The following is a 23777-nucleotide window of genomic DNA, read 5'->3' as shown; positions in this document are numbered from 1 at the left end:
CCCGGCAGGAATCTCTGCCGGGTCATCTGAAATGAAAAATATGGAAAGAAACTATGTTAGGCATCCACGGGATAGGTCCCCCAAAAGACCTTGTCGGTTTCAAAGCGATCGGTGGGCTCTTTTACCTTGTCCGGGTGGCCCAGGGCGGCAACGCCCAGGGGAACAATGTGGCTGGGAGCGGCCAGGTCGGTCTGGACAGCCACGATGCGTTTGGGGTCGGGGTGGACGCCGATCCACAGCCCGCCCAGACCCATGTCGGCGGCCTCGATCAGGATGTTCTCCATGGCGGCGGCGCAGTCCTGGACCCACCAGGGGTTGAGCGGGTCGACCTGAGCAGCCTGGCGCAGGTCGGCGCATACCGTGATGGCGACGGCGGCGGTCTTCAGGGCAAAGGCGTTGGGGTGGACCTGAATGAGGGTGGGCAGGCTGCCCTGGCCTTTGGAGACAAAGAAGAGACGGTTCTGGCTGTTCTTTGCACAGGCGGCGGCCATGCCGGCCCGGAGCAGCCGTTCGATTTGGGTGTCGGTGAGGGGCTCATCGGTGAATTTGCGGATACTGCGGCGGTTGAAAATGGCGTCCATGGTATACCTCCTCGTTTTTTTAAGGCCCCATCAGCATGACGCTGATGAGGCCAAAGATCACAGGATGTGCTCAGTTTTTCAGGCTCTGCATGGGGGCGGGGATGCGGCCGGCCCACGGGGACAGGTCCCCGTGGGGACCCGAAGATGATTTCACATGCTCGGCGGAAGTGAATTCCGCCTGCGCCAAGGTCTTGCTGCGCAAGACGCTTGTACGCGCCTGAGGGCGCGCCCCATCTGCGATGGGGCCCGTCGTGGCGGCCGCCCGCTCAGTTTTTCAGGCTCTGCATGGGGGCAGGAATGCGGCCGCCGCGCTGGATAAATTCGGCGCTGCAGAAGGGGTGAACGGGCATGACGGGGGCGGAGCCCAGCAGCCCACCGAACTCCACCGTGTCCCCCACGGTCTTGCCGGGGGCGGGGATGATACGCACGGCGGTGGTCTTGGAGTTGACCATGCCGATGGCCGCCTCGTCGGCAATGATGGCGGAGATGGTCTCGGCAGTGGTGTCGCCGGGGACGGCGATCATGTCCAGGCCCACGGAGCACACGCAGGTCATGGCCTCCAGCTTGTCCAGGTGGAGGGCGCCGGAGGCGGCGGCCGCGATCATGCCCTCGTCCTCAGAGACGGGGATAAAGGCGCCGGACAGGCCGCCCACGTGGGAGGAGGCCATGACGCCGCCCTTCTTGACGGCGTCGTTGAGGAGGGCCAGGGCGGCGGTGGTGCCGTGGGTGCCGCAGACCTCCAGGCCCATCTCCTCCAGAATGCGGGCCACCGAGTCGCCGATGGCGGGAGTGGGGGCCAGGGAGAGGTCCACGATGCCGAAGGGCACATCCAGGCGGCGGGAGGCCTCCTGAGCCACCAACTGGCCCATGCGGGTGATGCGGAAGGCGGTCTTTTTGATGGTCTCAGCCACCATATCAAAGGGTTGGCCCTTGACCTTCTCCAGAGCGTGGTGCACTACGCCGGGACCGGAGACGCCCACGTTGATGACGCAGTCTCCCTCGCCCACGCCGTGGAAGGCGCCGGCCATGAAGGGGTTGTCCTCCACGGCGTTGCAGAAGACCACCAGCTTGGCGCAGCCGAAGCCGCCCCAGTCGGCGGTGCGCTCGGCGGCGGCCTTGATGGTCCGGCCCATGAGAGCCACGGCGTCCATATTGATGCCGGCCTTGGTGGAGCCCACGTTCACCGAGGAGCACACCAGATCAGTGGTGGCCAGGGCTTCTGGGATGGCCTCGATGAGCTTGCGGTCGCCGGCGGCAAAACCCTTCTGCACCAGGGCAGAGAAGCCGCCGATAAAGTTGACGCCGGTGTTCTTGGCCGCCTTGTCCAGGGCCACGGCAAAGGGGACGTAGTCGTTGGTCACAGAGGCGCCCGCCACCAGGGCGATGGGGGTAACGGAGATGCGCTTATTGACGATGGGAATGCCAAACTCCCGCTCAATGGACTCGCCGGTAAAGACCAGCTTTTCCGCCCGGCGGCAGATCTTGTCGTAGATCTTGCGGCAGGCGGCCTCGGCGTCGGGATCTGCGCAGTCCAGCAGGGAGATGCCCATGGTAATGGTGCGGATGTCCAGGTGCTGCTGGTCGATCATATTGATGGTATCCAGGATCTCTTTGCTGTTGAGCATGGCCGGGACACCTCCTTAAATCTTGTGCATGGCGTCAAAAATATCCTCGCGCTGGACCTTGATGGCCAGACCCCGCTTGGAGCCCTCGTTCTCCAGCAGGGTAGACAGCACGGTAAAGGGCAGCTTGCAGGCGGAGACGTCCACCAGCATGGTCATGGTGAAGAACTCCCGCAGGATGGTCTGGCTGATATCCAGCACGTTGACATTGTTGTCGGCCAACAGAGTACATACGGCGGCGATGATGCCCACCTGGTCCTTGCCCAGAACGGTGACGATGGCTTTCATGAACGATCAGTTCCTTTCCAAAAATAAAGGGTGGCCCTCACTGGAGCTCATCCAGCGTCAGGCTGAAGCCGGGGAGGAAGTGCTCAAGGAAGTAGGCCACCTCCGGGAGGGGAGAGTCCTCCAGAATGTGATAGGTCTGCTCAGCCGCCTGGCGGAACTCGGTGTTGCCCGCCTTGACCTCTTCCACGCACTTGATGTAGGCGGAGAGCTTGTCGGCGGCCTTGACCAGAGCGTGGTACTCGCTCTCCGGGTCCTCCAGGAGGAGAGGCTCATAGGCAGGGCGGAGGGCATCCGGCAGCATGGACAGCAGGCGCCGGGCGGAGACCTCCTCCACCTCACGGTAGGCCTCCCGGATCTCCGGGTTATAGTACTTGACCGGCGTGGGCAGGTCTCCGGTGAGGATCTCGGGGGCGTCGTGGTAGAGGGCCAGCACAGCGGCGTGCTCCGGGTCCAGATCACCGCCGAAGAGGTCCCGGCGGATGACCGCCAGGGCATGGGCCAGGACGGCCACCATGTGGGAGTGTTCCTGAATGTTCTCCTGGAAGGTGTTGCGCATGAGACCCCAGCGGCCGATGTAGCGCATCCGGGAGATCAGAGCGAAAAAGTTATGGGACATGGTTACTTGACCAGGAATTTCTGAATGGCGCCCTTGAAAATGTCGGCCTGGGCCTGGGAGCCCTGGACCTGGACCTGAATGGGCGCAGAGAGATCGATGGAGAAAAGTCCCATGATGGACTTGCCGTCCACCAGATAGCGGCCGCAGATTACGTCCACGTCGCAGTCCAAACGGCTGGCGGCGTCCACAAAAGCCTTAATGTCACTGACGGAAGTGAGCTGGATAGGAAAGCTTGTCATTGTGGTTCCTCCCCACGTGTGTTATTATGATATAGGCTCATTATAATGAGGTGGGCGGGAAAAAACAATGAAGAACCCGTGAACCTCTATAATTTTGGCCATTTCAACCAGAAATCGGGGCGGAATCTGCCCCTTTTGTTGAGGTATTACTATGAAGATCGCCATTTACACCCTGGGCTGCAAAGTCAACCAATATGAGACCCAGGCGATGGAGGCCGAACTGCTTACCCGGGGGTATGAGCTGGTCCCCTTTGAGACGCGGGCGGATGCCTACATCATCAACACCTGCACCGTTACGGCGGTCAGTGACAAAAAATCCCGGCAGGTCATCCGCCGGGCCAGAAAAGAAAATCCCGATGCCGTGATCGGGGTGTGCGGCTGCTACGCCCAGACGGCTCCGGAGGTGGTGAAGGAGCTGGAGGTGGACCTCATCTCGGGCACCGCCGGTCGGATGGCCTTCCTGGATGATTTGGAGTCAGCCCTGGAGGACCGCCGGGCCGCCCATCTGGCCGGGGAGGGACCCCGCATGACGGTAGATGACGCCATGCGCCGCCGGACCTTCGAGGTGCTGCCCGCCGGCGGTCTGGAGGGACGCACCCGGGCCATGCTGAAGGTGGAGGATGGCTGCGTCAACTTCTGCACCTACTGCATCATCCCCTACGCCAGAGGCCCCATCCGCTCCCTGTCCATCCCGGAGGCGGAGGAGCAGTGCCGGCGGCTGGGGGAGGAGGGCTACCGGGAGGTGATCCTCACCGGCATCGAGATCTCCTCATGGGGCGCCGAGCGGCGGGACGGGAGCGGGCTCATCGACCTCATAGAGGCGGTGTGCCGGGCGCTGCCGGAGGGTACCCGGGTGCGCCTGGGTTCCCTGGAGCCCCGGACCATCACGGCTGATTTCTGCCGCCGGGCGGCGGCCCTGCCCAACCTGTGTCCCCACTTCCACCTGTCCATGCAGTCGGGCTGTGACAGCGTCTTGAAGCGGATGAACCGAAAATATGATACCGAACGGTATTATGAGAGTGTAAAATTACTCCGGGAATACTTTGAACGCCCCGGAATCACCACCGATCTCATCGTGGGCTTTCCCGGGGAGACCGTGGAGGAGTTCCAGGCCACCCTGGCCTTTGTGGAAAAATGCGCCTTCTCGGCCATGCACATCTTCCCCTATTCCCGCCGCACCGGCACCCCGGCGGCCAAGATGCTGGACCAGATCCCCAATGCGGTGAAGGAGGAGCGGGCCCATCGGGCCGGCGCCCTGGCCCGGCACTTGGAGGAGGTCTATCTGGACAGCTGGGTGGGAGAGACCCTGCCCGTCCTCTTTGAGGAGGAGAAGGAAGGACTCTGGCGGGGGCATGCCCCCAACTATGTGGAGGTATTTGCCCGGGGAGAGGACCTGCACAATGTGGAGCGGGCGGTGAAGATCCTGCGCCGGGAGGGGGGCAGCCTGATCGGTCAGGTCTGAGGCCTCAGCCCCGCCGGGCCTGGAGCGCTGCCTTCCAGCGGTCCAGCCGCTCCCGTGGCAGGAGATAGTTGATGATCATGGAGACCACCACGCCTACGCCGGTATCCACCATACGGTTGAGGGCGTAGCTTACATAGGTGTCCACCGGGGTGTTGAAGAGGATGATGCACAGCACCACGCTCCCCGGCTGCACCGCTGTGGGCCAGCGGAACATCTGGGCCAGACAGATGAGGACCACCACGCCCACAAAGGTGAGGGGGATGAGAAGGACTCTCTGATCCCCGGGCGGGTCCAGCAACAGATAAAACCAGAACAGACCCATCCCAAGAAAGCCGCCGATGATGGTGCCGATGAGACGGTTGCCCCCCTGCTGCCAGGAGTGGCCCATGTCATTGCCCATGCCGTATACCGCGCCGATGCAGGCAAAGGTGGGGTTTCGGTCGATGAGGTAGTAGATGGCTGCGCACAGAGCTGCGGAGAAGGCTGACTTCAGGTTCCGAAGGCCGATGCCGGGGAAATGTGGGTGTGGATGCCCATCCATGATGGTTCGCCCCCAAAAGTATTTTTGTGTCGACATTATACCATACTGTGAGAAAAAATCCAGGCCAAATTGAAATATTTAGGAGGAAATCCGGTGAGCTACGCCGATCAGATCTTTATCGATAACTGTAAGGACATTCTGGCCCACGGGACGTGGGATACAGACCTGCCGGTGCGTCCCCGCTGGGAGGACGGCACTCCGGCCCATACGATCAAGCGCTTCGGACTTGTGAACCGCTACGACCTGCGGGCGGAATTCCCCATCCAGACCATCCGAAAGATGGCTTTCAAGAGCGCACTGGACGAGCTCCTCTGGATTTGGCAGAAGAAGTCCAACAACGTCCAAGACCTTAAAAGCCACATCTGGGACGCCTGGGCCGACGAGAGCGGCTCCATCGGCAAGGCCTATGGCTACCAGCTGGGGGTGAAGCACCAATATAAGGAGGGGTGGTTCGACCAGGTGGACCGGGTGCTCTACGACCTGAAGCACGACCCCGCCTCCCGGCGCATCCTCACCAACCTCTACAACCACCACGACCTCCATGAGATGGCCCTCTATCCCTGCGCCTACTCCATGACCTTCAACGTCACGGGGCGTACCCTCAACGCCATCCTCAACCAGCGCAGCCAGGACATGCTGACCGCCAACGGCTGGAACGTGATGCAGTATGCCGCTCTGGTCCATATGCTGGCTCAGGTGTCGGGACTGGAGGCGGGGGAGCTGGTACATGTCATTGCCGACGCCCACATCTATGACCGCCATGTGCCCGTGGTGGAGGAGATCATCGCCCGCAAGCCCTACGATGCCCCCAAGCTGTGGATGGATTCGGCCGTCACCGACTTTTATGACTTTACCACCGAGAGCTTCCGCCTGGAGGGCTATGAGGCCTGGCCCATGGCGGCCAAGATCCCGGTGGCCGTTTAAGGGGGGAGCGACGTGAACATCCTCATCTCCGCCTGCCTGCTGGGTCTGCCCTGCCGGTACGACGGCACCGGCAAGGGGTGGGAGGGGGCGACCGCCCTCATCGCCGCCGGGCACCATCTGGTCCCCGTCTGCCCGGAGCAGCTTGGGGGACTCCCCACCCCGCGGCCTCCCGCCGAGCGGGTGGGAGAGAAGGTCCGCACCAAGGCTGGGGCGGATGTGACGGAACCCTACCGCCGGGGGGTGGAGGGCGCTGTTGATCTGGCCCGCCTGCTGGACTGCCCCTGCGCCGTGCTCAAGGCCCGCAGCCCCTCCTGCGGCAGCGGCACCATCTATGACGGCACCTTTACCGGTACCAGGGTGCCAGGGGACGGTGTGGCCGCCGCCGCCCTGAAGGCCGCCGGTGTGGCCGTCTTTACCGAGGAGGGGGGGGAGGCTCTGGGGGCTTTTCTCCGGGGCGGACACTGGAAGGCCATCGTGGCCGCCGACCAGGCCTGGGGCATCGGGAAGGATGGGAACCAGCCCTGCTACATCCCCGCCGACCTGAAGCGCTTCAAGGCCCTTACCTCTGGCAACGCCGTTATCCTGGGTCGGAAGACCCTGGCCACCTTTCCCGGTGGACGGCCCTTGCCGGGCCGGCGGAACCTGATCCTCTCCCGGGACCCGGACTTCGCTCCGGAGGGGGCGGAGGTATTCCGGGATGTGGAGACCCTGCGGGCCGCCGCGCCGGAGGACGCCTTCGTCATCGGCGGCGGCGCCGTCTATCAGCAACTCCTCCCCTGGTGTGATACCGTCTATGTGACCCGGCTTGAGCGGACCTTCCCCGCCGACACCCACTTTCCCGACCTGGACAACCACCCGGACTGGCGTCTCGCCGGGACCGAAGGGCCCTATGACCACCAGGGGCTCACTTTCCACTACGATACCTACCGCCGGATCTGGAATCCGTAAACAAACGCCCCGTGAGCATGCTCACGGGGCGTTTGCTATTCAGGGCCGGACGCCCATGGCCTCCAGCAGCTCTTCCAGCAGCCGGTTCTGGCGCCGGAGGAGGGAGACCACCTCACGGCAGGTGGGGCAGGCCCCGGCGCACTGGCCGGAACGGCAGACCCGGGTAGGGGTGTCGGCCAGGGCCGCCCGACGGGCCGCGGCGGCCTGCGCGCAGGCGGACTCCGACGCCTGCCGCTGCCGTGCCTGACCGTGGGGACAGTGGTTGCGGTATCCCATCCTGGAGATCCCTCCTTTCTTCCTCATCTTATGTTCGGGATTGACTTTGGTCCATCCAGGGTGTAAAATCTGAAAGTGTCTGAAATGAGACAGAAAGCGGGGCGAGGGAATGGCGGAGCACTGGAGCGGAGAGCAGCTGGCCGCCCTGGCCCGGACAGAGCTTTTTCGGGAGGTACCGGAGGACCGGCTCCGCCGGGCGGCGGAGGACCCGGGCTGCCTGCGGGAACGCTTTGCCAAAGGCGAAGTGATCTACAGTCCCGACCGGTTCCGCCGGTGCCTGGGGGTCTTCCTCGCCGGCCGGGCCGGGGTCACCAAGGGGGCTCTGGTCATGAGCACCCTGGAGCGAGGGGCCTTCTTCGGTGCGGCTGCCCTCTTCCACCGCCGGGACCGCTACGAGACCACCATCACCGCTCTCACCCCCTGCACTGTGGCCTTCTTCACGGAGGAGCTGGTGGCCGAACTGCTGGACGACTGCCCGGCCTTCCGCAGGAGCTACATCGCCTATCTCTCCGAGCGCATCCACTTCCTGAGTCGGAAGGTGGAGGGCCTCACCGCCCCCAAGGTCACGGGAAAGCTCTCCCGCTGGCTGCTGGAATCGGGGCGGGAGGAGGTCTCCTGTCCCGCCACCGAGCTCTCCCGCCGTCTGGATGTGAGCCGCGCCTCCCTCTACCGTGCCTTTGAGGAGCTGGAACGGGCGGGTGCCATCCGCCGGGCGGGAAAGACCATCGTCATCCTGGACCGGAGGGTCCTGGAGATACAGAATGGAGGAACTTAGCATGAAAAGAAAACTGCTCGCCCTCACCATGGCCCTGCTGATGCTGGGCGGCGCCCTGGCCGGCTGCGGCCAGAAGAGCGCCGAGACCACCACTCCGGCGCCCGAGACCAGCGCCCCGGTGGAGACCACTGCCCAGCCCACCCAGGAGACGGGCGATACCGTCCGCTTCGCCGTCCTCAACGGTCCCACCGGTGTGGGTGCCGCCAAGCTCATGGCCGACAATGATGCCGGTACCACCGCCAACAGCTATAACGTGGAGGTGTTCACCGCCAACGACCAGGTGGCCGCCGGCCTTACCAACGGCGAGATCGACATCGCCGCCGTGGCCTCCAACGTGGCCGCTAACCTATATAATAAGACCGACGGCGGCATCCAGATGCTGGCCGTCAGCGGTCTGGGCGTCCTCTACATCCTGGAGAACGGCGACACCGTCCACTCCATGGCCGATCTGGCCGGTCGCACCATCTATGCCACCGGCCAGGGCGCCAACCCCGAATATGTCCTCAACTACCTCCTCACCGAGAACGGGGTGGACCCCGCTGATGTGGACATCCAGTGGAAGACCGGCGACGAGATCACCACTCTGATGGTCAGCGGCGAGGCCGACCTGTGCATGCTGCCCGTCCCCGCCGCCACCGCCGTGCAGCTCAAGAACGCCGATGTCCGGGAGGCTCTGGACCTGTCTGCAGAGTGGGACAACCTCCAGAACGGCAGCCATCTCACCATGACCACCATCGTGGCCCGGACCGACTTCATCGAGGAGAATCCCCAGGCTGTGGAGAATTTCCTGAGCGATTACGCAGCTTCGGTGGAGTTTATGAACGACCCGGATAATCTGGCCCTCTCCAGTGACGAGAATCCGGCTCAGCTGGTGGCCAGCTACGGCATCACCGCCAACGCCCAGATCGCCGAAGCAGCCATCCCCAAGTGCGCTCTGGTGTGCATCACCGGTGCCTCCGACATGCGCAGCGCCATCCAGGGCTACTATGAGGTCCTCTACCAGGCCAATCCCGACTCCATCGGCGGGGGCATCCCCGACGACGCCTTCTACTACGAAGGGTGAACAAGAGGCTGACTGCCGCTCCTGCCAAAGGCTGGCGGGAGCGGCTTTTGCCCATCCTGTTTTGGCTGCTGGTGTGGGAGGGCGCCGCCCTGTGCGCCGGACACCGGAGCCTGGAAGCGGCGTGGACGACCTGGCGGCAGACCGGAGACATTTCGGGGCTCCTCACCTGTCTGTGGGAGGGCCAGGCCTTCATCCTGCCGGCGCCCCCCAGGGTGGCCCAGGAGCTGGTGGAGCTGGTGGGTACAGTGGACTTCTGGCGGACAGCGGCAGCCTCCCTGTGCCGGGTCTTCGCCGGTGCCGCCGCGGGGGTGGGACTGGGCACCGTCATGGCCGCTCTCACCGCCGTTTCCCGGTGGGCCCGGCTGATCTTTGCCCCGGCGGTGAAGGTGGTCCGGGCCGCTCCGGTGGCCTCCTTTATTATATTGGTGCTGCTGTGGGCTGATCGGAACTGGGTGCCCGCCATCATCGCTGCCCTTATGGTCCTGCCCGTAGTGTGGGGGAACGTGGTCCAGGGAGTGGAGAGCACCGACGCTCAGCTGCTGGAGCTGGCCCGGGCATACGGCTTTCCACGTCGGCGCACCCTGACCCTGGTGTATGTACCCTCGGTGCTGCCCTACTTTGCCGCTGCCTGCCGTACCAGCCTGGGCCTGGCCTGGAAGGCGGGGGTGGCCGCCGAGGTGCTGTGCCTGCCCAAGCTGGCCATCGGTACCCAGGTGAGCAATGCCAAGACCTATCTGGAGACCCCGGCCCTCTTCGCCTGGACCCTGACCGTACTCTTCCTCAGCTTTGTGCTGGAGGGGGTCCTGGGACGGCTGCTGGGCAGGCTGGAGCGGGGGAAGGGAGGGAACGACCGTGCTGGAGATCCGTGAGCTGACGGTGTCCTACGGCGATAAGCTGGTATTGGACCGGTTCTCTCTGACCGTGCCGGCGGAGGGGGTCACGGCGCTGGCCGGGCCCTCCGGCTGCGGCAAGACCACCCTGCTGCGCGTCCTGATGGGGCTGGAGACACCGTCCTCCGGCACCAGCGCTGGCCTGGACCCGTCGAAGGCTGTCCTCCTTTTCCAGGAAAACCGTCTCTTCCCCTGGCGGACAGCGGAACAGCACATCACCGATGTGCTGCCCCGGCCGGACCGGGAGACTGCCAGGCGGTGGCTGGCGGCAGCAGGGCTGGAGGGCGAGGAGGGGACCTATCCCGCCGCCCTCTCCGGCGGTATGGCCCGGCGGCTCTCCCTGGTCCGGTCCCTGGCCCTGGCAGAGGTCCGCCGGGGTTGGGTGCTGCTGGACGAGCCCTTTGCCGGGGTGGACCAGGCCCGGACGGAGACCCTCATGGAGGCGGTGTACGGCCTGGGGCTCCCCGTGCTGCTGTGCGCCCACGAACACCACACCGTTGCCCTAGCCACCCGGCGGGTGGACCTGGACGGTTCCCCTTTGCATACCATAGAGGAGACCCGGGCCTGAATGCCCGGGTCTCTCCTTTTCAGAGGGGAAAAGCCCATGTATTTTCGAGATTTCCCGGTAAAAATCTTGCAATCAGGCTATCCGTATGGTATACTGCCTATACTAGCAGTGTACGTATCCGTCAAGAGTGGGGTCCGCCCCGCTCTTTCTTATTGAAAAAAACGGATCTGTAAGTATCTGGAAAAGCGCGTCAGGGGGGACGAAACATGGCAAAAGTGACTGAACTCACGGCGGGATTGGCGGCGCCCATCGTGGAGGCCGCCGGGTGCTCGCTCTGGGATGTAGAGTACGTAAAGGAAGCGGGGGAGTGGTTTCTCCGGATCTACATCGACAAGGAGGGCGGGGTGTCCATCAATGACTGTGAGGCGGTGAGCCGTCCCCTCAGTGACGCCCTGGACGAGGCCGACCCCATCGAGGGGAGCTATACCCTGGAGGTGTCCTCCGCCGGCGCCGACCGGGTGCTGAAGAAGCCGGAGCACTTCGCCCAGTTCACGGGCAGCGAGGTGGATGTGAAGCTCTACCGGGCCCGGGAGGGGCGTAAGGAGCTCACCGGTGTGCTCAAGGGCTATGACAACGGGAATGTGACCGTGGAGCTCCCCGGCGGAGACGTGACTTTGGAGAAGAAAGACGTTGCTCAGGTGCGGCTGCACGTGAGCTTTTAAGGGAGAATAACGAAATGCCGAGAAAGAACGCGAAAAAGACCAACAGCAGCGAGAACGACGGCCAGGAGTTTTTCGCCGCCATTGCCCAGATCGAGAAGGAAAAGGGCATTCCCGCCGGCTATATGATGGAGAAGATCACCCAGGCCCTGGCCTCCGCCTACAAGCGGGACCACGAGGGCGCCGGGGACAACATTGAGGTCAAGGCCAACCCCGAGACCGGCCAGGTGCGCATGTTCATCCTCAAGGACATCGTGGAGACCGTGGACAACCCGGCTACCGAGATGTCTCTGGAGGAGGCCCGCCGGGCCATCCCCCACGCCGAGCTGGGGGATGTGGTCCGCATCGAGGTCAAGCCCAAGAACTTTGGCCGCATTGCCGCCCAGACCGCCCGCCAGGTCATTATCCAGGGTATCCGGGAGGCCGAGCGGGGCATGATCTATGATGAGTTCAGTTCCAAGGAGCACGAGATCCTCACCGGTATCGTCACCCGCATCGACCCCCGCAGCGGCGCTGCCAACCTGCGTATCAGCTCCAGCAGCGAGTACACCGAGGCTTTCCTGGCCCCCGGCGAGCAGGTCCGCGGGGAGGAGATCCATGAGGGCGACCGGCTGAAGGTCTACGTGGTGGAGGTCCGCCGCTCCACCAGAGGGCCCCAGGTCCTCATCTCACGCACCCATCCCGGTCTGGTCAAGCGTCTCTTTGAGCTGGAGATCCCCGAGATCTACGACGGCACCGTGGAGGTCAAGTCCATCGCCCGTGAGGCGGGCAGCCGCACTAAGATCGCCGTCTGGTCCGCCGACGAGAACGTGGACCCCATCGGCGCCTGCGTGGGCCCCGGCGGCCAGCGGGTCAACAACATCGTGGAGGAGCTCCACGGTGAAAAGGTGGACATCATCAAGTACAGTGAGGACCCCACCGCCTATGTGGCGGCGGCCCTCTCTCCCGCCGACGTGGTCAGCGTGGACCTGCTGCCCGACGGCAAGAGCTGCCGGGTGCTGGTGCCCGACGACCAGCTCTCCCTGGCCATCGGCAAAGAGGGCCAGAACGCCCGTCTGGCGGCCAAGTTGACGGGCTACAAGATCGACATCAAGCCGGAGTCCGACCCGGGCGAGCTGCCCACGGTGGAGGACGCCGAAGTGGAGATCGAAGAGGAGCCCGAGGAGAGCGTGGACATCGAGGAGTAAGGCCCTCCTGTCCGCGGCGTCTGCCGCGTCAAGCCTTTGCCCTTGGGCAAAGCTTGGGTTTGGGCGGATTCACTCCGCCCAAATCAAGTGGAGACCGGGGTCCCCGCAAAAGGCGCTGCCTTTTGTGGGGGTGGCCAGAACGCCCGTCTGGCGGCCAAGCTGACGGGCTACAAGATCGACATTAAGCCGGAGTCCGACCCGGGCGAGCTGCCCACGGTAGAGGACGCCGAGGTGGAGATCGAAGAGGAGCCCGAGGAGAGCGTGGACATCGAGGAGTGATCCTCACAGGAGAGCGTCGGGAGGCGCAGGGACATGGACTGGGAGAAATGGGACTGGTTCTTTGGACCCGACGCCGTCCGGCATCCGGTCTCTGACGGTACGGAGCCGGAGGAGGAGAACTTCACCTTCGGTATCCCGACAGAGGAGGACTCCGACCGGGAGACCGAGGACGAGAACGGTATTTGGTAAAGGGGGGCGTGTGACATGCCGAAGAAGATCCCCATGCGGCAGTGTGTGGGCTGCCGGGAGATGAAGGAAAAGCGTCAGCTCATCCGGGTGGTGCGCTCCCCTGAAGGGGAGGTCTCCCTGGATTTCAAAGGAAAGAAGCCGGGCCGGGGTGCCTATGTGTGCCCTGATCCAGAGTGCCTGAAGAAGGCCCGGAAGTCCAAAGCTCTGGAGCGGGCCTTTTCGGCGGCTCTGCCGCCGGAGGTCTATGAGGCCCTGGAGGGTCAGATGAAGAGGGGGGAGGAGCAGGATGGATAACGCGCTTCGGCTCATCGGCCTGGCCCGGAAGGGCGGCCGTGTGGAGGTGGGCGAGGAGCCTGTGGCCGCTGCCGCCCGGGCGCACAAGGCCCGGCTGGTGGTGCTGGCCTCCGACGCCGCCGACAACACCCTGCGCCGGGCCTCCCACTTCGCCCTGTCCGCCGGGGTGCCTGTTCTCCAGAGCCCCTATACCAAGGGGGAGCTGGGCCTCTCTGTGGGCCGCTCCTCCTGCGCTATGCTGGCCCTCACCGACTACGGCCTGGCGGCTGCCTTTGCCCAAAAGCTGGCAGAGGCGGACGGAGAGCAGTACGGCGCGACGGCCGCTGACCTGGAGGAGAAAGCCCAGCGGGCCCTCCAGCGGCAGAAGGAGCAGCGGCGGCACGAGAAGAAACTGGAGCGGGCGGCGGCCAAGCCTTGGGCTGCGCCCGCCAGACCGGCGGCGCCCGGCAAGGCAGCCGGCCGGAAGAAGCAGGTGCGGAAAGGTCCCGGAAAGGGTACAAAGCGCGGAGGAGGGCGTCACGTGACGTGAAAGGGTACAGATGAGGCCGCGGATGCGGCAGGAAGGAAGTAACGGCCTGCGGATCGCTTCAATACGCAAGCCCGGATCTCCGCTCCGGGTTTTCGTATTGAAGTGATCCCAACGATCAACGGAGGGAATTTATTTGAGTAGTCTGATCAAGTACAGAGTTCGGGACGTGGCCAAGGATTTTGACCGCACGCCCAAGGAGATCATCAACATTCTGGGCAAGTATGGAGAGGCCCCCAAGAACAATATGCAGGTGCTGGAGGACGGGGAGCTGGCCATCCTCTTCGACTACCTGACCCAGAACAACCAGGTGGCCAGCATCGAGAGCATCTTTGCCGACACCTATCATGAGCCCAAGCCCGCCGATGAGACCAAGGCGGCGCCCGCCCCCCAGAAGGGCGCGGAGAAGCCCGCTGCCGGAGCACAGAGCGGCAGCAAGCCTGCCGGAGGCCAGAACAACGGCGGCAAGGGCCAGCAGCCCCAGCAGCAGCCGGCCCAGAAGCCTGCTCAGAGCGCGCCCCAGCAGAACACCGTCAGCCGGAAGGTCCCTGAGAAGAAGATCGTGGACACCCGGAAGAGCGGCAACGTGAACCTGGAGAAGTACGACCAGCGGCTGGAGGATCTGGCCGCCGGCAAGACCAAGCAGATGCAGGCCGGCAAGCAGAAGTTCCAGGGCCGGAACCAGCAGCGCCGGGGCGGCGGCTTCCAGGGCAGCAAGCGCCGGGCGGAGGAGCAGGAGAAGATGCGCCGCCTCCAGGCCGAGATCGCCAAAAAGCACCCCCTGGTGGTCAAGATCCCTGACGAGATCTCTGTGGGTGAGCTGGCCTCCCGCATGAAGAAGACCGGCGCCGAGGTGGTCAAGTGCCTCATCAAGAACGGCGTTATGGCCGCCCTCTCCGACGTCATCGACTACGAGACCGCCGCCATCATTGCCGAGGAAATGGGCTGCAAGGTGGAGCACGAGGTCATCGTTACCATTGAGGAGAAGCTCATCGACGTCAGCGAGGACAAGGAGGAGGATTTGCTCCCCCGGGCCCCCGTGGTGGTGGTCATGGGCCACGTCGACCATGGCAAGACCTCCCTGCTGGACTATATCCGTTCCGCCCACGTGGCCTCCGGCGAGGCCGGCGGCATTACCCAGCACATCGGCGCCTATCAGGTGGATGTGGGCGGCAAGCCCGTCACCTTCCTGGATACCCCCGGCCATGAGGCCTTCACCGCCATGCGTGCCCGCGGCGCCATGATCACCGACATCGCCATCCTGGTGGTGGCCGCTGACGACGGCATCATGCCCCAGACCGTGGAGTCCATCAACCACGCCAAGGCCGCCAATATCCCCATCATCGTGGCTATCAACAAGATGGATAAGCCCGAGGCCAACCCCGACCGCATCAAGCAGCAGCTCACCGAGTATGAGCTGGTGCCCGAGGAGTGGGGCGGCGAAACCATCATCTGCCCCATCTCCGCCAAGACCGGCGAGGGCATCGACAACCTGCTGGACATGGTGGTCCTCACCGCCGAGATGCAGGAGCTTAAGGCCAATCCCAACCGCTCTGCCCACGGCGCCGTCATCGAGGCCCGGCTGGACAAGGGCCGCGGCCCCGTGGCCACCCTGCTGGTCCAGAACGGCACCCTGCACCAGGGCGACATCATCATTGCCGGCACCGCCGTGGGCCGTGTCCGCGCTATGACCAACGCCCGTGGCGAGAAGCTGAAGGAGGCCGGTCCCTCCGTACCTGTGGAGATCATCGGCATGAGCGAAGTGCCCGGCGCCGGCGACGACTTCCACGCCGTGGACGACGAGCGCATGGCCCGTGAGCTGGTGGAGCAGCGCAAGCAGGAGCAGAAGGACCGTATGAGCGGCCCCGTGGGCCAGAAGGTCTCTCTGGAGGACCTGTTCAGCCAGATTCAGGCCGGCGAGATGAAGAACCTGAACATCATCGTCAAGGCCGACGTGCAGGGCTCCGCCGAGGCCGTGAAGTCCTCCCTGGAGAAGATCTCCAACGAGGAGGTCCGGGTCCGGGTCATCCACTGCGCGGTGGGTGCCATCAGCGAGAGCGACGTCATGCTGGCCGCCACCTCCGGCGCCATCATCGTGGGCTTCAACGTCCGTCCCGACAACAATGCCCGTGATTCGGCCGCCCGCATGAATGTGGATATGCGGATGTACCGGGTCATCTATGACGCCATCAACGAGGTTGAGGCCGCCATGAAGGGCATGCTGGCCCCCAAGTTCAAGGAAGTGGACCTGGGCCGGGCCGAGGTCCGGAACGTGTTCCGGATCACCGGCGTGGGCATGGTGGCCGGCTGCTACGTCACCGAGGGCAAGATGCAGCGCGGTGCCCAGATGCGCCTGCTGCGGGACAACATCGTCATCTACGACGGTGCCATCGCCTCCCTCCAGCGCTTCAAGGACAGCGTGAAGGAGGTCGCCCAGGGCTACGAGTGCGGCATCACCTTCGAGAAGTTCCAGGACATCAAAGAGGGCGACATCATCGAGGCCTACCTCATGGAGCAGATTGAGGTGTGATTCTCCACCGGCGTCCAAACCATACCGGAGCCCAGCGAAGCGGGTCCGGTGTGGAGAGGAGGAGCAACGAAACGGAGCGGATGTCCGGCGGGAGCCGGACGGAGCGGTGTGGAGTTTGCGACGACGAGATGGAGCAGATCGAGGTCTGACCTTACTGAAAAGAAATACAACCAAACAGACCTGTTCCATCCCCAAGTCATTTGAGGAGGGGACGGGTCTGTATGCTTGATAGGAGAAAAATATGGCAAGCAATCGTATCGGACGCATCAACGAGGAGATCCAGCGGGAGCTCTCGGCCCTGATCCGGACCGTGAAGGACCCCCGCGTCCACGGACTGGTCTCCATCACGGCGGTGGACACCGCCCCTGACCTGCGGTACGCCAAGGTCTATGTGAGCATGCTGGACAAGAGCGACGTCAAAGAGGTGGTCAAGGGCCTCAAGTCGGCCAGCGGCTATCTGCGCCGGGAGCTGGGCCAGGCCCTCCAGCTCCGGTATACCCCAGAGCTCACCTTCGTGGCCGACGACTCCATCGCCGAGGGCGCCCACATCCTGGAGCTCATCGAAAAGCTGGACAAGTGAGGTGCCTGAACGATGGAGTACAGAGAAGCGGCGGAGCTGCTGCTGCGGCAAAATAACATTCTCATCCTGACCCACAAGCGGCCCGATGGAGACACCATCGGCTGCGCCGTGGGCCTGTGCCAGGCCCTGCGGGAGCAGGGCAAGACGGCCTGGGTCCTCCCCAACGAGGACACTACCACCCTCTTTACCCCCTACCTGGAGGGCTATCTGGCTCCGGAGGAGTTCCAGCCTGCCTTTGTGGTGTCGGTGGACATTGCCGGCAAGGGGCTGTTTACCCCCGCCGGTGAGGTGTGGCTCAAGCGGGGCATCGACCTGGCCTTCGACCACCACCCCTCCCAGGAGTACTTCGCCAAGGAGACCTGTCTGGATGCCGGTCGGGCAGCCTGCGGCGAGCTCATCTATGACCTCATCCGCCAGTGGGGGCCTGTGTCCCCGACAGCCGCCCTGCCCCTTTATGTGGCGGTGGCCACCGATACCGGCTGCTTCCAGTACAGCAACACCACACCGGCCACCCATCGGGTAGCCGCTGACCTGATGGAAACAGGCATCGACGCCCAGAAGGCTAACAAACTCCATTTCCGCACCAAGAGCCTGAAACGGCTGAAGCTGGAGTCCCTCATCGTGGACACCATGGACCTCTACGATGACGGCGCCATCGCCATCGCTGCCATCAGCCTGGCCGACATGGCCCGGCTGGAGGCCGACGAGCGGGACGCTGAGGACATTGCCGCCTTCGTGGGGCAGCTGGAGGGGGTTCACACCTCAGTGACCATCCGTGAGCTGAAGGACGGGGCCTGCAAGCTGTCCGTCCGCACAGACGAGACTCTCAACGCCACCAAGGTTTGCGCCCTGCTGGGGGGCGGTGGTCATGCCGCCGCCGCCGGCTGCACAGTGCCGGGCACAGTGGAGGAGGCCAAGGCGGCCATCATGGACGCCATCCGGAAGGTGCAGGCCAATGCCTAACGGAATTCTCGTCATAGACAAGTCCGCTGATTGGACGAGTATGGATGTGTGCGCCAAGGTGCGTGGCATCTTCCACGAGAAGCGGGTGGGTCACGCCGGTACCCTGGACCCTATGGCCACCGGCGTACTGCCTGTGTTCATCGGCCGGGCCACCCGGGCGGTGGAGTTTGCCTCTGAATCCGAAAAGGAATATATTGCAGAACTTAAACTAGGCGTCATCACAAATACCCAGGATACCACCGGTGAGGTGGTGGAAGAGCGTCCGGTGACGGTGGGCCGGGACCAGGTTCTGGCGGTACTGGACCGGTTCCGGGGCGACATTCTCCAGATCCCTCCCATGTACTCCGCCATCAAAATAGACGGCAAGAAGCTCTACGAGCTGGCCCGGAAGGGCAAGGAGGTAGAGCGGAAAGCACGTCCGGTCTGCATCCATGAGCTGGAGCTGTTGGAGTCAACCGGACCGGCGGACTACCGCCTGCGGGTCCGCTGCTCCAAGGGGACCTACGTCCGTACCCTGTGCCACGATATTGGTGAGGCTTTGGGCTGCGGCGGCTGCATGGGCGCTCTGCGCCGGACCATGGCCGCCGGCTTTACGCTGGATGACGCGGTGACACTGGAGGCGGTCCAGGCCGCCGCCGACCGTGGAGAGGCCGAGAGCCTGCTGCTGCCGGTGGACGCCTACTTTGCCGGCCGCCCTGACCTGATCCTGAAGCCGGAGGCGGAGAAAAAGCTCCGCAACGGCATGACCCTGGTGATGCCTGCCCTACCGGAAGGAGAGTACCGGGTCTACGGCAGTGACCAGACCTTCCTGGCCCTGTGCCGGGCGGAGCGGGGCAAGCTCATCACAGTGAAAAGCTTTTTCCCGGTGTGAGTCGGGAGAGGAAAGAGAGACGATTCCATTGAACGAGACAAAACGAGCCATTGCACTGGGCTTTTTTGACGGGGTGCACGTGGGTCACGGCGCTCTGCTGAGCCGTGTGGGAGAGGTGTCGGCCCAGAAGGGACTCATCCCCACCGCCTTTACCTTTGATGCCCACCCGGGCAGCCGGATCACCGGAGCGGTGACCCCCCTCATCAATTCCCCTGCCGACCGGGCCGACCTGATGCGGCGGTGCTACGGCATCAAAGAGGTCATCGTGGCCCACTTTGACAGCATGATGCGGATGGACTGGCGGGACTTCGTCACCGAATATCTGGTAAAGGAGCACGGCGCCGCCCATGTGGTGGCCGGCCACGACTTCCACTTCGGCTACAAGGGGGAGGGCAATCCCCAGCGACTCCAGGAGCTGTGCGACCAGCTGGGCGTGGGCTGTAACATCATCCCCAAGATCGAGATGGAGGGGATCACGGTTTCCTCTACTTATATCCGCACCCTCATCGCCCAGGGGGAGATGGAGCGGGCCATGGAGTTTCTGGGTCACCCCCATGTGCTCACCGACAAGGTGAGCCACGGGAAAAAATTGGGCTCCACTCTGGGCTTCCCCACGGTGAACCTGCACTTCCCGGAGGGCGTGCTGGTGCCCGCCCACGGGGTGTACGCCACCCGGGTGTGGTTCGAAAATGGCGACAGCCGCCCCGCTGTCACCAATATCGGTGTCCGTCCCACGGTGGACGATGGGGACAGGGTCAGCGTGGAGGGGTACATCCTGGATTTCTCCGGAGACCTCTACGGCCAGACCATCCGTATGGAGTTTTACAAAAAGCTGCGGGGGGAGCGGAAGTTCCCCTCATTGGAAGCCCTGCGTGAGGAAGTCATGCGCAACGCCCAGGAGACAAGAGACTTTTTCCGCGCCGTTTGACCCCAGGACCGGAGCCAAAAGGGAGGGACCTCTAGATGCGATACAAACGCATGTATTTTGTGATCCTGGCGTATGTACTGGCCCTGATGCTGGCGGGACTCATCTTCGATGACCCGTCCAACATTCTCCCGGGCCTGTGGAAGATCATCAACACCCAGGATGTGCTCATCACCGACTATGTTGCCATCGCCGGGCCGGGGGCGGCCTTCGTCAACTCCGCCCTGGTGACCCTCATCAGCGCCGCCATCCTCTTTCTAGCCCGGTGCCCTCTCAACGGCTTCACCATCACGGAGATGGGGCTCATGTCGGGCTTTGCCCTCTTTGGCAAGAACATTGTCAACATCTGGCCCATCATCCTGGGCACCTGGATCTATGCCCGCATCCAGAAGGAGCCCTTTTCCAAGTATACCTCGGTGGCCCTGCTGGCCACAGCCCTTTCTCCGTTGGTGAGCTACATGGGTCTGGGCAGTCTCTATGCCCATCCGCTGGGGGGGATCCTTACCGGCGTCTTCATCGGCATGGTGCTCCCCTCCCTGTCAGCCTATACCTACAAGGTGCAGAACGGCATGAACCTCTACAACATGGGCTTTGCCTGCGGATTGCTGGCCATGATGCTGGTGCCCATCCTCACCGCTGTAGGGGACGCGCCCAGCAGCGTCCTTTACTGGGCGGAGGGGTATAATCTGCCCTTCGGCGTGGCCATAACCCTCATGTGTCTGGTCTTTATCGTGAGCGGTCTCTTTTTCTCCGGCCACCCGGCCTGGGCCACCTGGGCGGGCTACCGGCGTATTCTCACCAGCACGGGACGGGCTCCCAGTGATTTCCTGCTGACGGTGGGTGGAGGTCCTGTGCTCATCAATATGGGGGTCAACGGACTCCTGGCCACCGGGTACATCCTGCTGGTGGGCGGTGACCTCAACGGGCCCACCCTGGGGGGCATCCTCACCATCATTGGCTTCTCCGCCTACGGCAAGCACGCACGGAACATCCTGCCCATCATGTGCGGCGTCCTGCTGGGAGGCATCTTCATGCACTACAACGTAGAGACGCCCGGCCTCCAGCTGGCCGCCCTCTTCGGCACCACGCTGGCTCCCTTCGCCGGCGTATTCGGTTGGCCCGTGGGTGTCCTGGCGGGCTTTCTCCACTCGGCGGTGGTCCTCCAGGCCGGCTATGTGCTGGCGGGCGTCAACCTCTACAACAACGGTTTCTCCGGCGGACTCATTGCCATTGTTCTCTTCCCAACGGTCACAGCCATCTTCCAGCACCGGAAGCCTGATCTCACGCCGAGGAATCTCTTTGAGGTCTTTGAAGCGGACAAGCCGTCTCCCATGGAGCGGGATCTTCCGCCGGAGGAGCGGACCCCGGAGGGGAAACCGTTCCCTGTCATCAAGGAAAAGCAGGAAGAGCAAAAATCAGATCAAGAATAAGAAAATGTGCCGTTTCCCACTGATGCTGCGGGAAACGGCACATTTTTTAGCTGCGGGCGGAGAGCCGGACCACCAGGGCGGTGCGGTCATCCAGAGGGCCGTGCTCGTCCACATTGGCCGAGACCAGAGCCCGGGCCAGGTCCTTGGGGCTCTCACCGTCAAAGGCTGCCAGAGCGTCCCGGAGCCATTGGTCCTCACGCTGGTCCGCCACGCCATCGCTGACCATCACTACCACATCCCCACTCTCCAGCTGGAGCCGGGTGATGTCGGGGGCGATCCGCTCCCCATCGGTGAGCCCGGCGGGGAGGGCGGCGCCGGTGATGCGGCTCACGGAGGGCCCACGGCGCAGGTAGGTGGGGGCGGCGCCGAATTTATAGAGGGCGGCGGCACCGGTGAAGAGGTCCAGCTCCAGCAGGTCCACGGTGGTGAAGCCACCCTCCTCTTCGCTGCGAAGCGCCAGGGCGGCATTGAGGGTTTTGAGGGCCGTCTCGGCCTGAACGCCCGCCCGTAAAAACTGCTCCAGCAGGCGGACGGCCAGCTTGCTCTCCCGGCTGGCGGCGGAGCCGCTGCCCATGCCGTCGCACAGCATGACATAAAGAAGGCCTTCCGGGGTGCGCAGGAGACCACCGGCGTCCCCGCTCACCGTCTCGCCCCCCTTCTGCCGGGCGGCAGCCCCCATGACAGCCTGGAGGGGTTCGGCCTGCGTGAAGACCAGATGCTCTCTTGTACCAATGGGGGATTCCTCCTCCGCCGCGTGGAGGGAGACCCCCAGCAGGGAGGAGAGGGTGGCGCGCTCGTCCTCCTTCCGAAGGGGAGACAGGTCGGGTCCGGCTACCTCACAGCGCAGGTGGCCGGCCTGGTCGTAGTAGACCCAGGCGTCTCCCTCCAGCCCCAGGGCAGTGAGATGGCGGCGCAGCCGCTTTTCACGCGCCGGGTCGGGAGTCAGTTCCCCAGAGAGCTCGGCGGCCGCCTGGCCCAGCAGGGAGGAGAGGGTGCCGTACTGCCGGAAGACGGCGGCCCGGTTCTCCTGGAGCCGGTTCTGGTACTGCCGGCGGCAGAGAACGGCGGTGAGGGCCTCATTGGCCGCGGCCAGAAACTGCGGAAAGTGGAGACAGCGGGTGGTGAAGTGTTGGGGGAAGTCTCCGGCCTCGCCATGGCCCCGCTCTGCCATGGCGGGCAGGGCGTCGTTGAGGGCGTTGAAGGTGGTGTTGTAGTTTCGCTGCCAGCAGGCGTCCCGGAGGGCGCACCGGCGGCACACCTTGTCCGCCGCCCGGTCAAAGACGGTGGAGAGGTCGCCGTCGTTGGGGGCGCTGCCTCGAAAGCTCCCCCGCATGGACTCGTAGAGGGTGCGGAAGGCCTCGGCGGTTTGAGTCAGCCGCTCCCGGACGTAGGCGGCGGCCCGGTCGGCGGTGCCGGGGGAGCGCTCCCGGCTCAGCCGGGCCCGGACCTTGCGGAGCAGCTGCTCCGGCAGCAGGAGGAAGAGGACGGAGGCGGTAAAGACCTCATAGAGAAGGGGCAGCTCGGCGCCGCCCTCCCAGGCCCACAGCACCACCACAGCGTTGGTGAGGACGTAGGCCACGGCGCAGCCTGTCCGGGACCGGCCCTGAAAGACGCCAGTGACCAGGCCGGCACAGCCGTAGCACACGGTGCAGGACCAGTCCCCGCCGCCCCGGGCCAGGTCCATGCTCAGCCCGGCGGCCACGCCGGCGGCAGCGCCGACGCCCAGCCCTCCCTGGGAGGAAAAGACCATCACCGCCAGGGCGGCGAGGACACGGCCGGCGGAGATGATGTCCCCCACCAGGGTGAGCTGCGCCAGGGAGATGAGAACGGTGCTGCCCAGAATGAAAAGGCTGGCCAACTGCCGGGTAGAGAGCTCCCCCTCATCCCGCTTGTCCAGCCAGGGGGAGAAGGCGGTGCGGTAGAAGTAGACGCAGGCACCCGAGAGCAGCAGCTCGGTGAGAAAAAAGATCACAGTGGAGATCTCCCAGCCCCCCTCTCCCAGGTAGACGAAGCCGGTGGCGCCGGAGAGCGCCGCCGTCACCGTCGGCATGAACCAGCTGCGCTGGTACAGCTTGATATCGAAAAAGGCGAAGGCCACCGAGAAAATGAGGATGGCCGCCGCTACGTACCGCAGTCCCTCGGCCAGTCCCCGGAAGGCGAGATAGCCGAAGCAGGCGCCCAGCAGGGCGGCAAAGCCGCCCAGCCCGGAGCCGGAGCAGCCCACCATGGACAGCCCGAATGGGGCGCAGCCGTTCAGGATCTCCGCCCCCGCCAGTACCGCCGAGAGGGTGAAGCGGATGACATACTCCGCCCCCCGCACCAGGGCCGGCGCCCGAAGCACCAGCCTGCCCGTCCGGGCCATCTCCTCCCGGGCCTGGGCTGCCTTTGACTTCCATCCAACCTTCGCCGCCATGGACGATCTCCTCCTGTGTATCGGGTAGTAGAGACAGTATAATCCATGATTTGGAAATATAGCGTCGGAAGGGGAGACGCTCTTTCTGCGATTTTCTGCGGCATCCTGGCGTCTTGGGCGGATTTTCCGGGCATTGGC

26 protein-coding genes and 2 pseudogenes are annotated in these 23777 nt (G+C 64.2%); 20 read left to right on the top strand and 8 right to left on the bottom strand.

Features of this window, described 5'->3' with window-relative positions; translation table 11 throughout:
• Nucleotides 1–56: 56 nt before the first annotated feature.
• The 5 genes from E0E29_RS14180 to E0E29_RS14160 form a co-directional block, all read right to left on the bottom strand.
• A complete protein-coding gene (locus E0E29_RS14180; RefSeq protein WP_130850397.1) occupies nt 57–581 on the bottom strand; it encodes a nitroreductase family protein in 525 nt (174 codons plus the stop codon).
• A gap of 266 nt (nt 582–847) precedes the next feature.
• Nucleotides 848–2206, bottom strand: coding sequence for a PFL family protein (locus E0E29_RS14175; RefSeq protein WP_130850396.1), 1359 nt, complete (start codon nt 2204–2206; stop codon nt 848–850).
• Nucleotides 2207–2221: 15 nt separating this feature from the next.
• Complete coding sequence (locus tag E0E29_RS14170) at nt 2222–2491, bottom strand: ACT domain-containing protein (protein WP_130850395.1); 270 nt, start codon at nt 2489–2491, stop codon at nt 2222–2224.
• A gap of 37 nt (nt 2492–2528) precedes the next feature.
• Nucleotides 2529–3107: a 5'-deoxynucleotidase gene (yfbR, locus tag E0E29_RS14165; RefSeq protein WP_130850394.1), complete on the bottom strand. Its 579-nt coding sequence runs from the start codon at nt 3105–3107 to the stop codon at nt 2529–2531.
• Between the two features lie 2 nt (nt 3108–3109).
• Nucleotides 3110–3346, bottom strand: coding sequence for an HPr family phosphocarrier protein (locus E0E29_RS14160; RefSeq protein WP_130850393.1), 237 nt, complete (start codon nt 3344–3346; stop codon nt 3110–3112).
• Between the two features lie 151 nt (nt 3347–3497).
• Here E0E29_RS14160 and mtaB point away from each other — a divergent pair, with 151 nt between their 5' ends.
• The gene (gene mtaB / locus E0E29_RS14155) at nt 3498–4808 is read left to right on the top strand and encodes a tRNA (N(6)-L-threonylcarbamoyladenosine(37)-C(2))-methylthiotransferase MtaB (protein ID WP_130850392.1); all 1311 of its coding nucleotides are present in this window, start codon (nt 3498–3500) and stop codon (nt 4806–4808) included.
• A 4-nt stretch (nt 4809–4812) separates the two neighbouring features.
• On the opposite strand, the gene E0E29_RS14150 is transcribed toward mtaB, so the two are convergent.
• The gene (locus E0E29_RS14150) at nt 4813–5349 is read right to left on the bottom strand and encodes an FUSC family protein (RefSeq protein ID WP_130850391.1); all 537 of its coding nucleotides are present in this window, start codon (nt 5347–5349) and stop codon (nt 4813–4815) included.
• Between the two features lie 93 nt (nt 5350–5442).
• Between E0E29_RS14150 and thyA the strand changes: the two genes are divergently transcribed.
• The 3 genes and pseudogenes from thyA (at nt 5443) to E0E29_RS19300 (ending at nt 7221) form a co-directional block, all read left to right on the top strand.
• Nucleotides 5443–6273, top strand: a complete 831-nt coding sequence (gene thyA, locus E0E29_RS14145) for a thymidylate synthase (protein ID WP_130850390.1) — start codon at nt 5443–5445, stop codon at nt 6271–6273.
• 12 nt (nt 6274–6285) lie between these two features.
• Nucleotides 6286–6711, top strand: a pseudogene (locus E0E29_RS19305) (2-thiouracil desulfurase family protein); the annotation flags it as partial.
• A gap of 36 nt (nt 6712–6747) precedes the next feature.
• Nucleotides 6748–7221: a dihydrofolate reductase gene (locus E0E29_RS19300; protein WP_242622562.1), complete on the top strand. Its 474-nt coding sequence runs from the start codon at nt 6748–6750 to the stop codon at nt 7219–7221.
• A 39-nt stretch (nt 7222–7260) separates the two neighbouring features.
• Here the strand turns inward: E0E29_RS19300 and E0E29_RS14130 are convergent, their stop codons facing one another.
• Nucleotides 7261–7497 carry a hypothetical protein gene (locus E0E29_RS14130; RefSeq protein WP_130850389.1) on the bottom strand — a complete coding sequence of 79 codons (237 nt, stop codon included), beginning with the start codon at nt 7495–7497 and terminating at the stop codon, nt 7261–7263.
• 109 nt (nt 7498–7606) lie between these two features.
• On the opposite strand from E0E29_RS14130, the gene E0E29_RS14125 reads away from it, so the two are divergent.
• The 16 genes and pseudogenes from E0E29_RS14125 (at nt 7607) to E0E29_RS14055 (ending at nt 21226) form a co-directional block, all read left to right on the top strand.
• Nucleotides 7607–8272 (top strand): Crp/Fnr family transcriptional regulator, encoded by a 666-nt coding sequence (locus tag E0E29_RS14125; RefSeq protein ID WP_130850388.1) that lies wholly within the window; start codon nt 7607–7609, stop codon nt 8270–8272.
• A gap of 1 nt (nt 8273) precedes the next feature.
• Nucleotides 8274–9335, top strand: coding sequence for an ABC transporter substrate-binding protein (locus E0E29_RS14120; protein ID WP_130850387.1), 1062 nt, complete (start codon nt 8274–8276; stop codon nt 9333–9335).
• Nucleotides 9336–9382: 47 nt separating this feature from the next.
• Nucleotides 9383–10204, top strand: a complete 822-nt coding sequence (locus E0E29_RS14115; protein ID WP_242622511.1) for an ABC transporter permease — start codon at nt 9383–9385, stop codon at nt 10202–10204.
• The gene (locus E0E29_RS14110; protein WP_130850386.1) at nt 10188–10793 is read left to right on the top strand and encodes an ATP-binding cassette domain-containing protein; all 606 of its coding nucleotides are present in this window, start codon (nt 10188–10190) and stop codon (nt 10791–10793) included. The genes E0E29_RS14115 and E0E29_RS14110 overlap by 17 nt, the downstream gene beginning before the upstream one ends.
• 206 nt (nt 10794–10999) lie before the next feature.
• Nucleotides 11000–11455: a ribosome maturation factor RimP gene (locus tag E0E29_RS14105; protein ID WP_130850385.1), complete on the top strand. Its 456-nt coding sequence runs from the start codon at nt 11000–11002 to the stop codon at nt 11453–11455.
• A 14-nt stretch (nt 11456–11469) separates the two neighbouring features.
• Nucleotides 11470–12639, top strand: coding sequence for a transcription termination factor NusA (nusA, locus tag E0E29_RS14100; RefSeq protein WP_130850384.1), 1170 nt, complete (start codon nt 11470–11472; stop codon nt 12637–12639).
• Nucleotides 12640–12771: 132 nt separating this feature from the next.
• Nucleotides 12772–12918 (top strand): annotated as a pseudogene (locus E0E29_RS14095) (transcription termination factor NusA); the annotation flags it as partial.
• 33 nt (nt 12919–12951) lie between these two features.
• Complete coding sequence (locus E0E29_RS18295; RefSeq protein WP_165449915.1) at nt 12952–13107, top strand: hypothetical protein; 156 nt, start codon at nt 12952–12954, stop codon at nt 13105–13107.
• A 15-nt stretch (nt 13108–13122) separates the two neighbouring features.
• Nucleotides 13123–13401 (top strand): RNase P modulator RnpM, encoded by a 279-nt coding sequence (gene rnpM, locus E0E29_RS14090; protein ID WP_130850382.1) that lies wholly within the window; start codon nt 13123–13125, stop codon nt 13399–13401.
• A complete protein-coding gene (locus tag E0E29_RS14085) occupies nt 13394–13930 on the top strand; it encodes a L7Ae/L30e/S12e/Gadd45 family ribosomal protein (RefSeq protein ID WP_130850381.1) in 537 nt (178 codons plus the stop codon). Before rnpM ends, E0E29_RS14085 begins: the two co-directional genes overlap by 8 nt.
• Before the next feature lie 133 nt (nt 13931–14063).
• Entirely contained in the window at nt 14064–16457 is a 2394-nt protein-coding gene (gene infB, locus E0E29_RS14080; protein ID WP_130850380.1) for a translation initiation factor IF-2, read from the top strand.
• A gap of 241 nt (nt 16458–16698) precedes the next feature.
• Nucleotides 16699–17037: a 30S ribosome-binding factor RbfA gene (gene rbfA, locus E0E29_RS14075; protein ID WP_130850379.1), complete on the top strand. Its 339-nt coding sequence runs from the start codon at nt 16699–16701 to the stop codon at nt 17035–17037.
• A 12-nt stretch (nt 17038–17049) separates the two neighbouring features.
• Nucleotides 17050–18000 (top strand): DHH family phosphoesterase, encoded by a 951-nt coding sequence (locus E0E29_RS14070; RefSeq protein ID WP_130850378.1) that lies wholly within the window; start codon nt 17050–17052, stop codon nt 17998–18000.
• Nucleotides 17993–18871 carry a tRNA pseudouridine(55) synthase TruB gene (gene truB, locus E0E29_RS14065; RefSeq protein ID WP_130850377.1) on the top strand — a complete coding sequence of 293 codons (879 nt, stop codon included), beginning with the start codon at nt 17993–17995 and terminating at the stop codon, nt 18869–18871. The genes E0E29_RS14070 and truB overlap by 8 nt, the downstream gene beginning before the upstream one ends.
• Nucleotides 18872–18899: 28 nt before the next feature.
• On the top strand, nt 18900–19799 hold the full coding sequence (ribF, locus tag E0E29_RS14060; RefSeq protein ID WP_130850376.1) for a riboflavin biosynthesis protein RibF: 900 nt from the start codon (nt 18900–18902) through the stop codon (nt 19797–19799).
• 35 nt (nt 19800–19834) lie between these two features.
• Nucleotides 19835–21226 (top strand): DUF1576 domain-containing protein, encoded by a 1392-nt coding sequence (locus tag E0E29_RS14055; protein ID WP_130850375.1) that lies wholly within the window; start codon nt 19835–19837, stop codon nt 21224–21226.
• Nucleotides 21227–21272: 46 nt separating this feature from the next.
• On the opposite strand, the gene E0E29_RS14050 is transcribed toward E0E29_RS14055, so the two are convergent.
• On the bottom strand, nt 21273–23639 hold the full coding sequence (locus tag E0E29_RS14050; protein ID WP_130850374.1) for a SpoIIE family protein phosphatase: 2367 nt from the start codon (nt 23637–23639) through the stop codon (nt 21273–21275).
• Between the last annotated feature and the right edge of the window lie 138 nt (nt 23640–23777).

The sequence above is a fragment of the Intestinimonas timonensis genome (assembly GCF_900626145.1).
In the GTDB taxonomy this organism is placed as follows: domain Bacteria; phylum Bacillota; class Clostridia; order Oscillospirales; family Oscillospiraceae; genus Intestinimonas; species Intestinimonas aquisgranensis.
The sequence above is the reverse complement of the archived record's forward strand: the minus strand, read 5'-3'. Positions and strand labels throughout refer to the sequence as shown.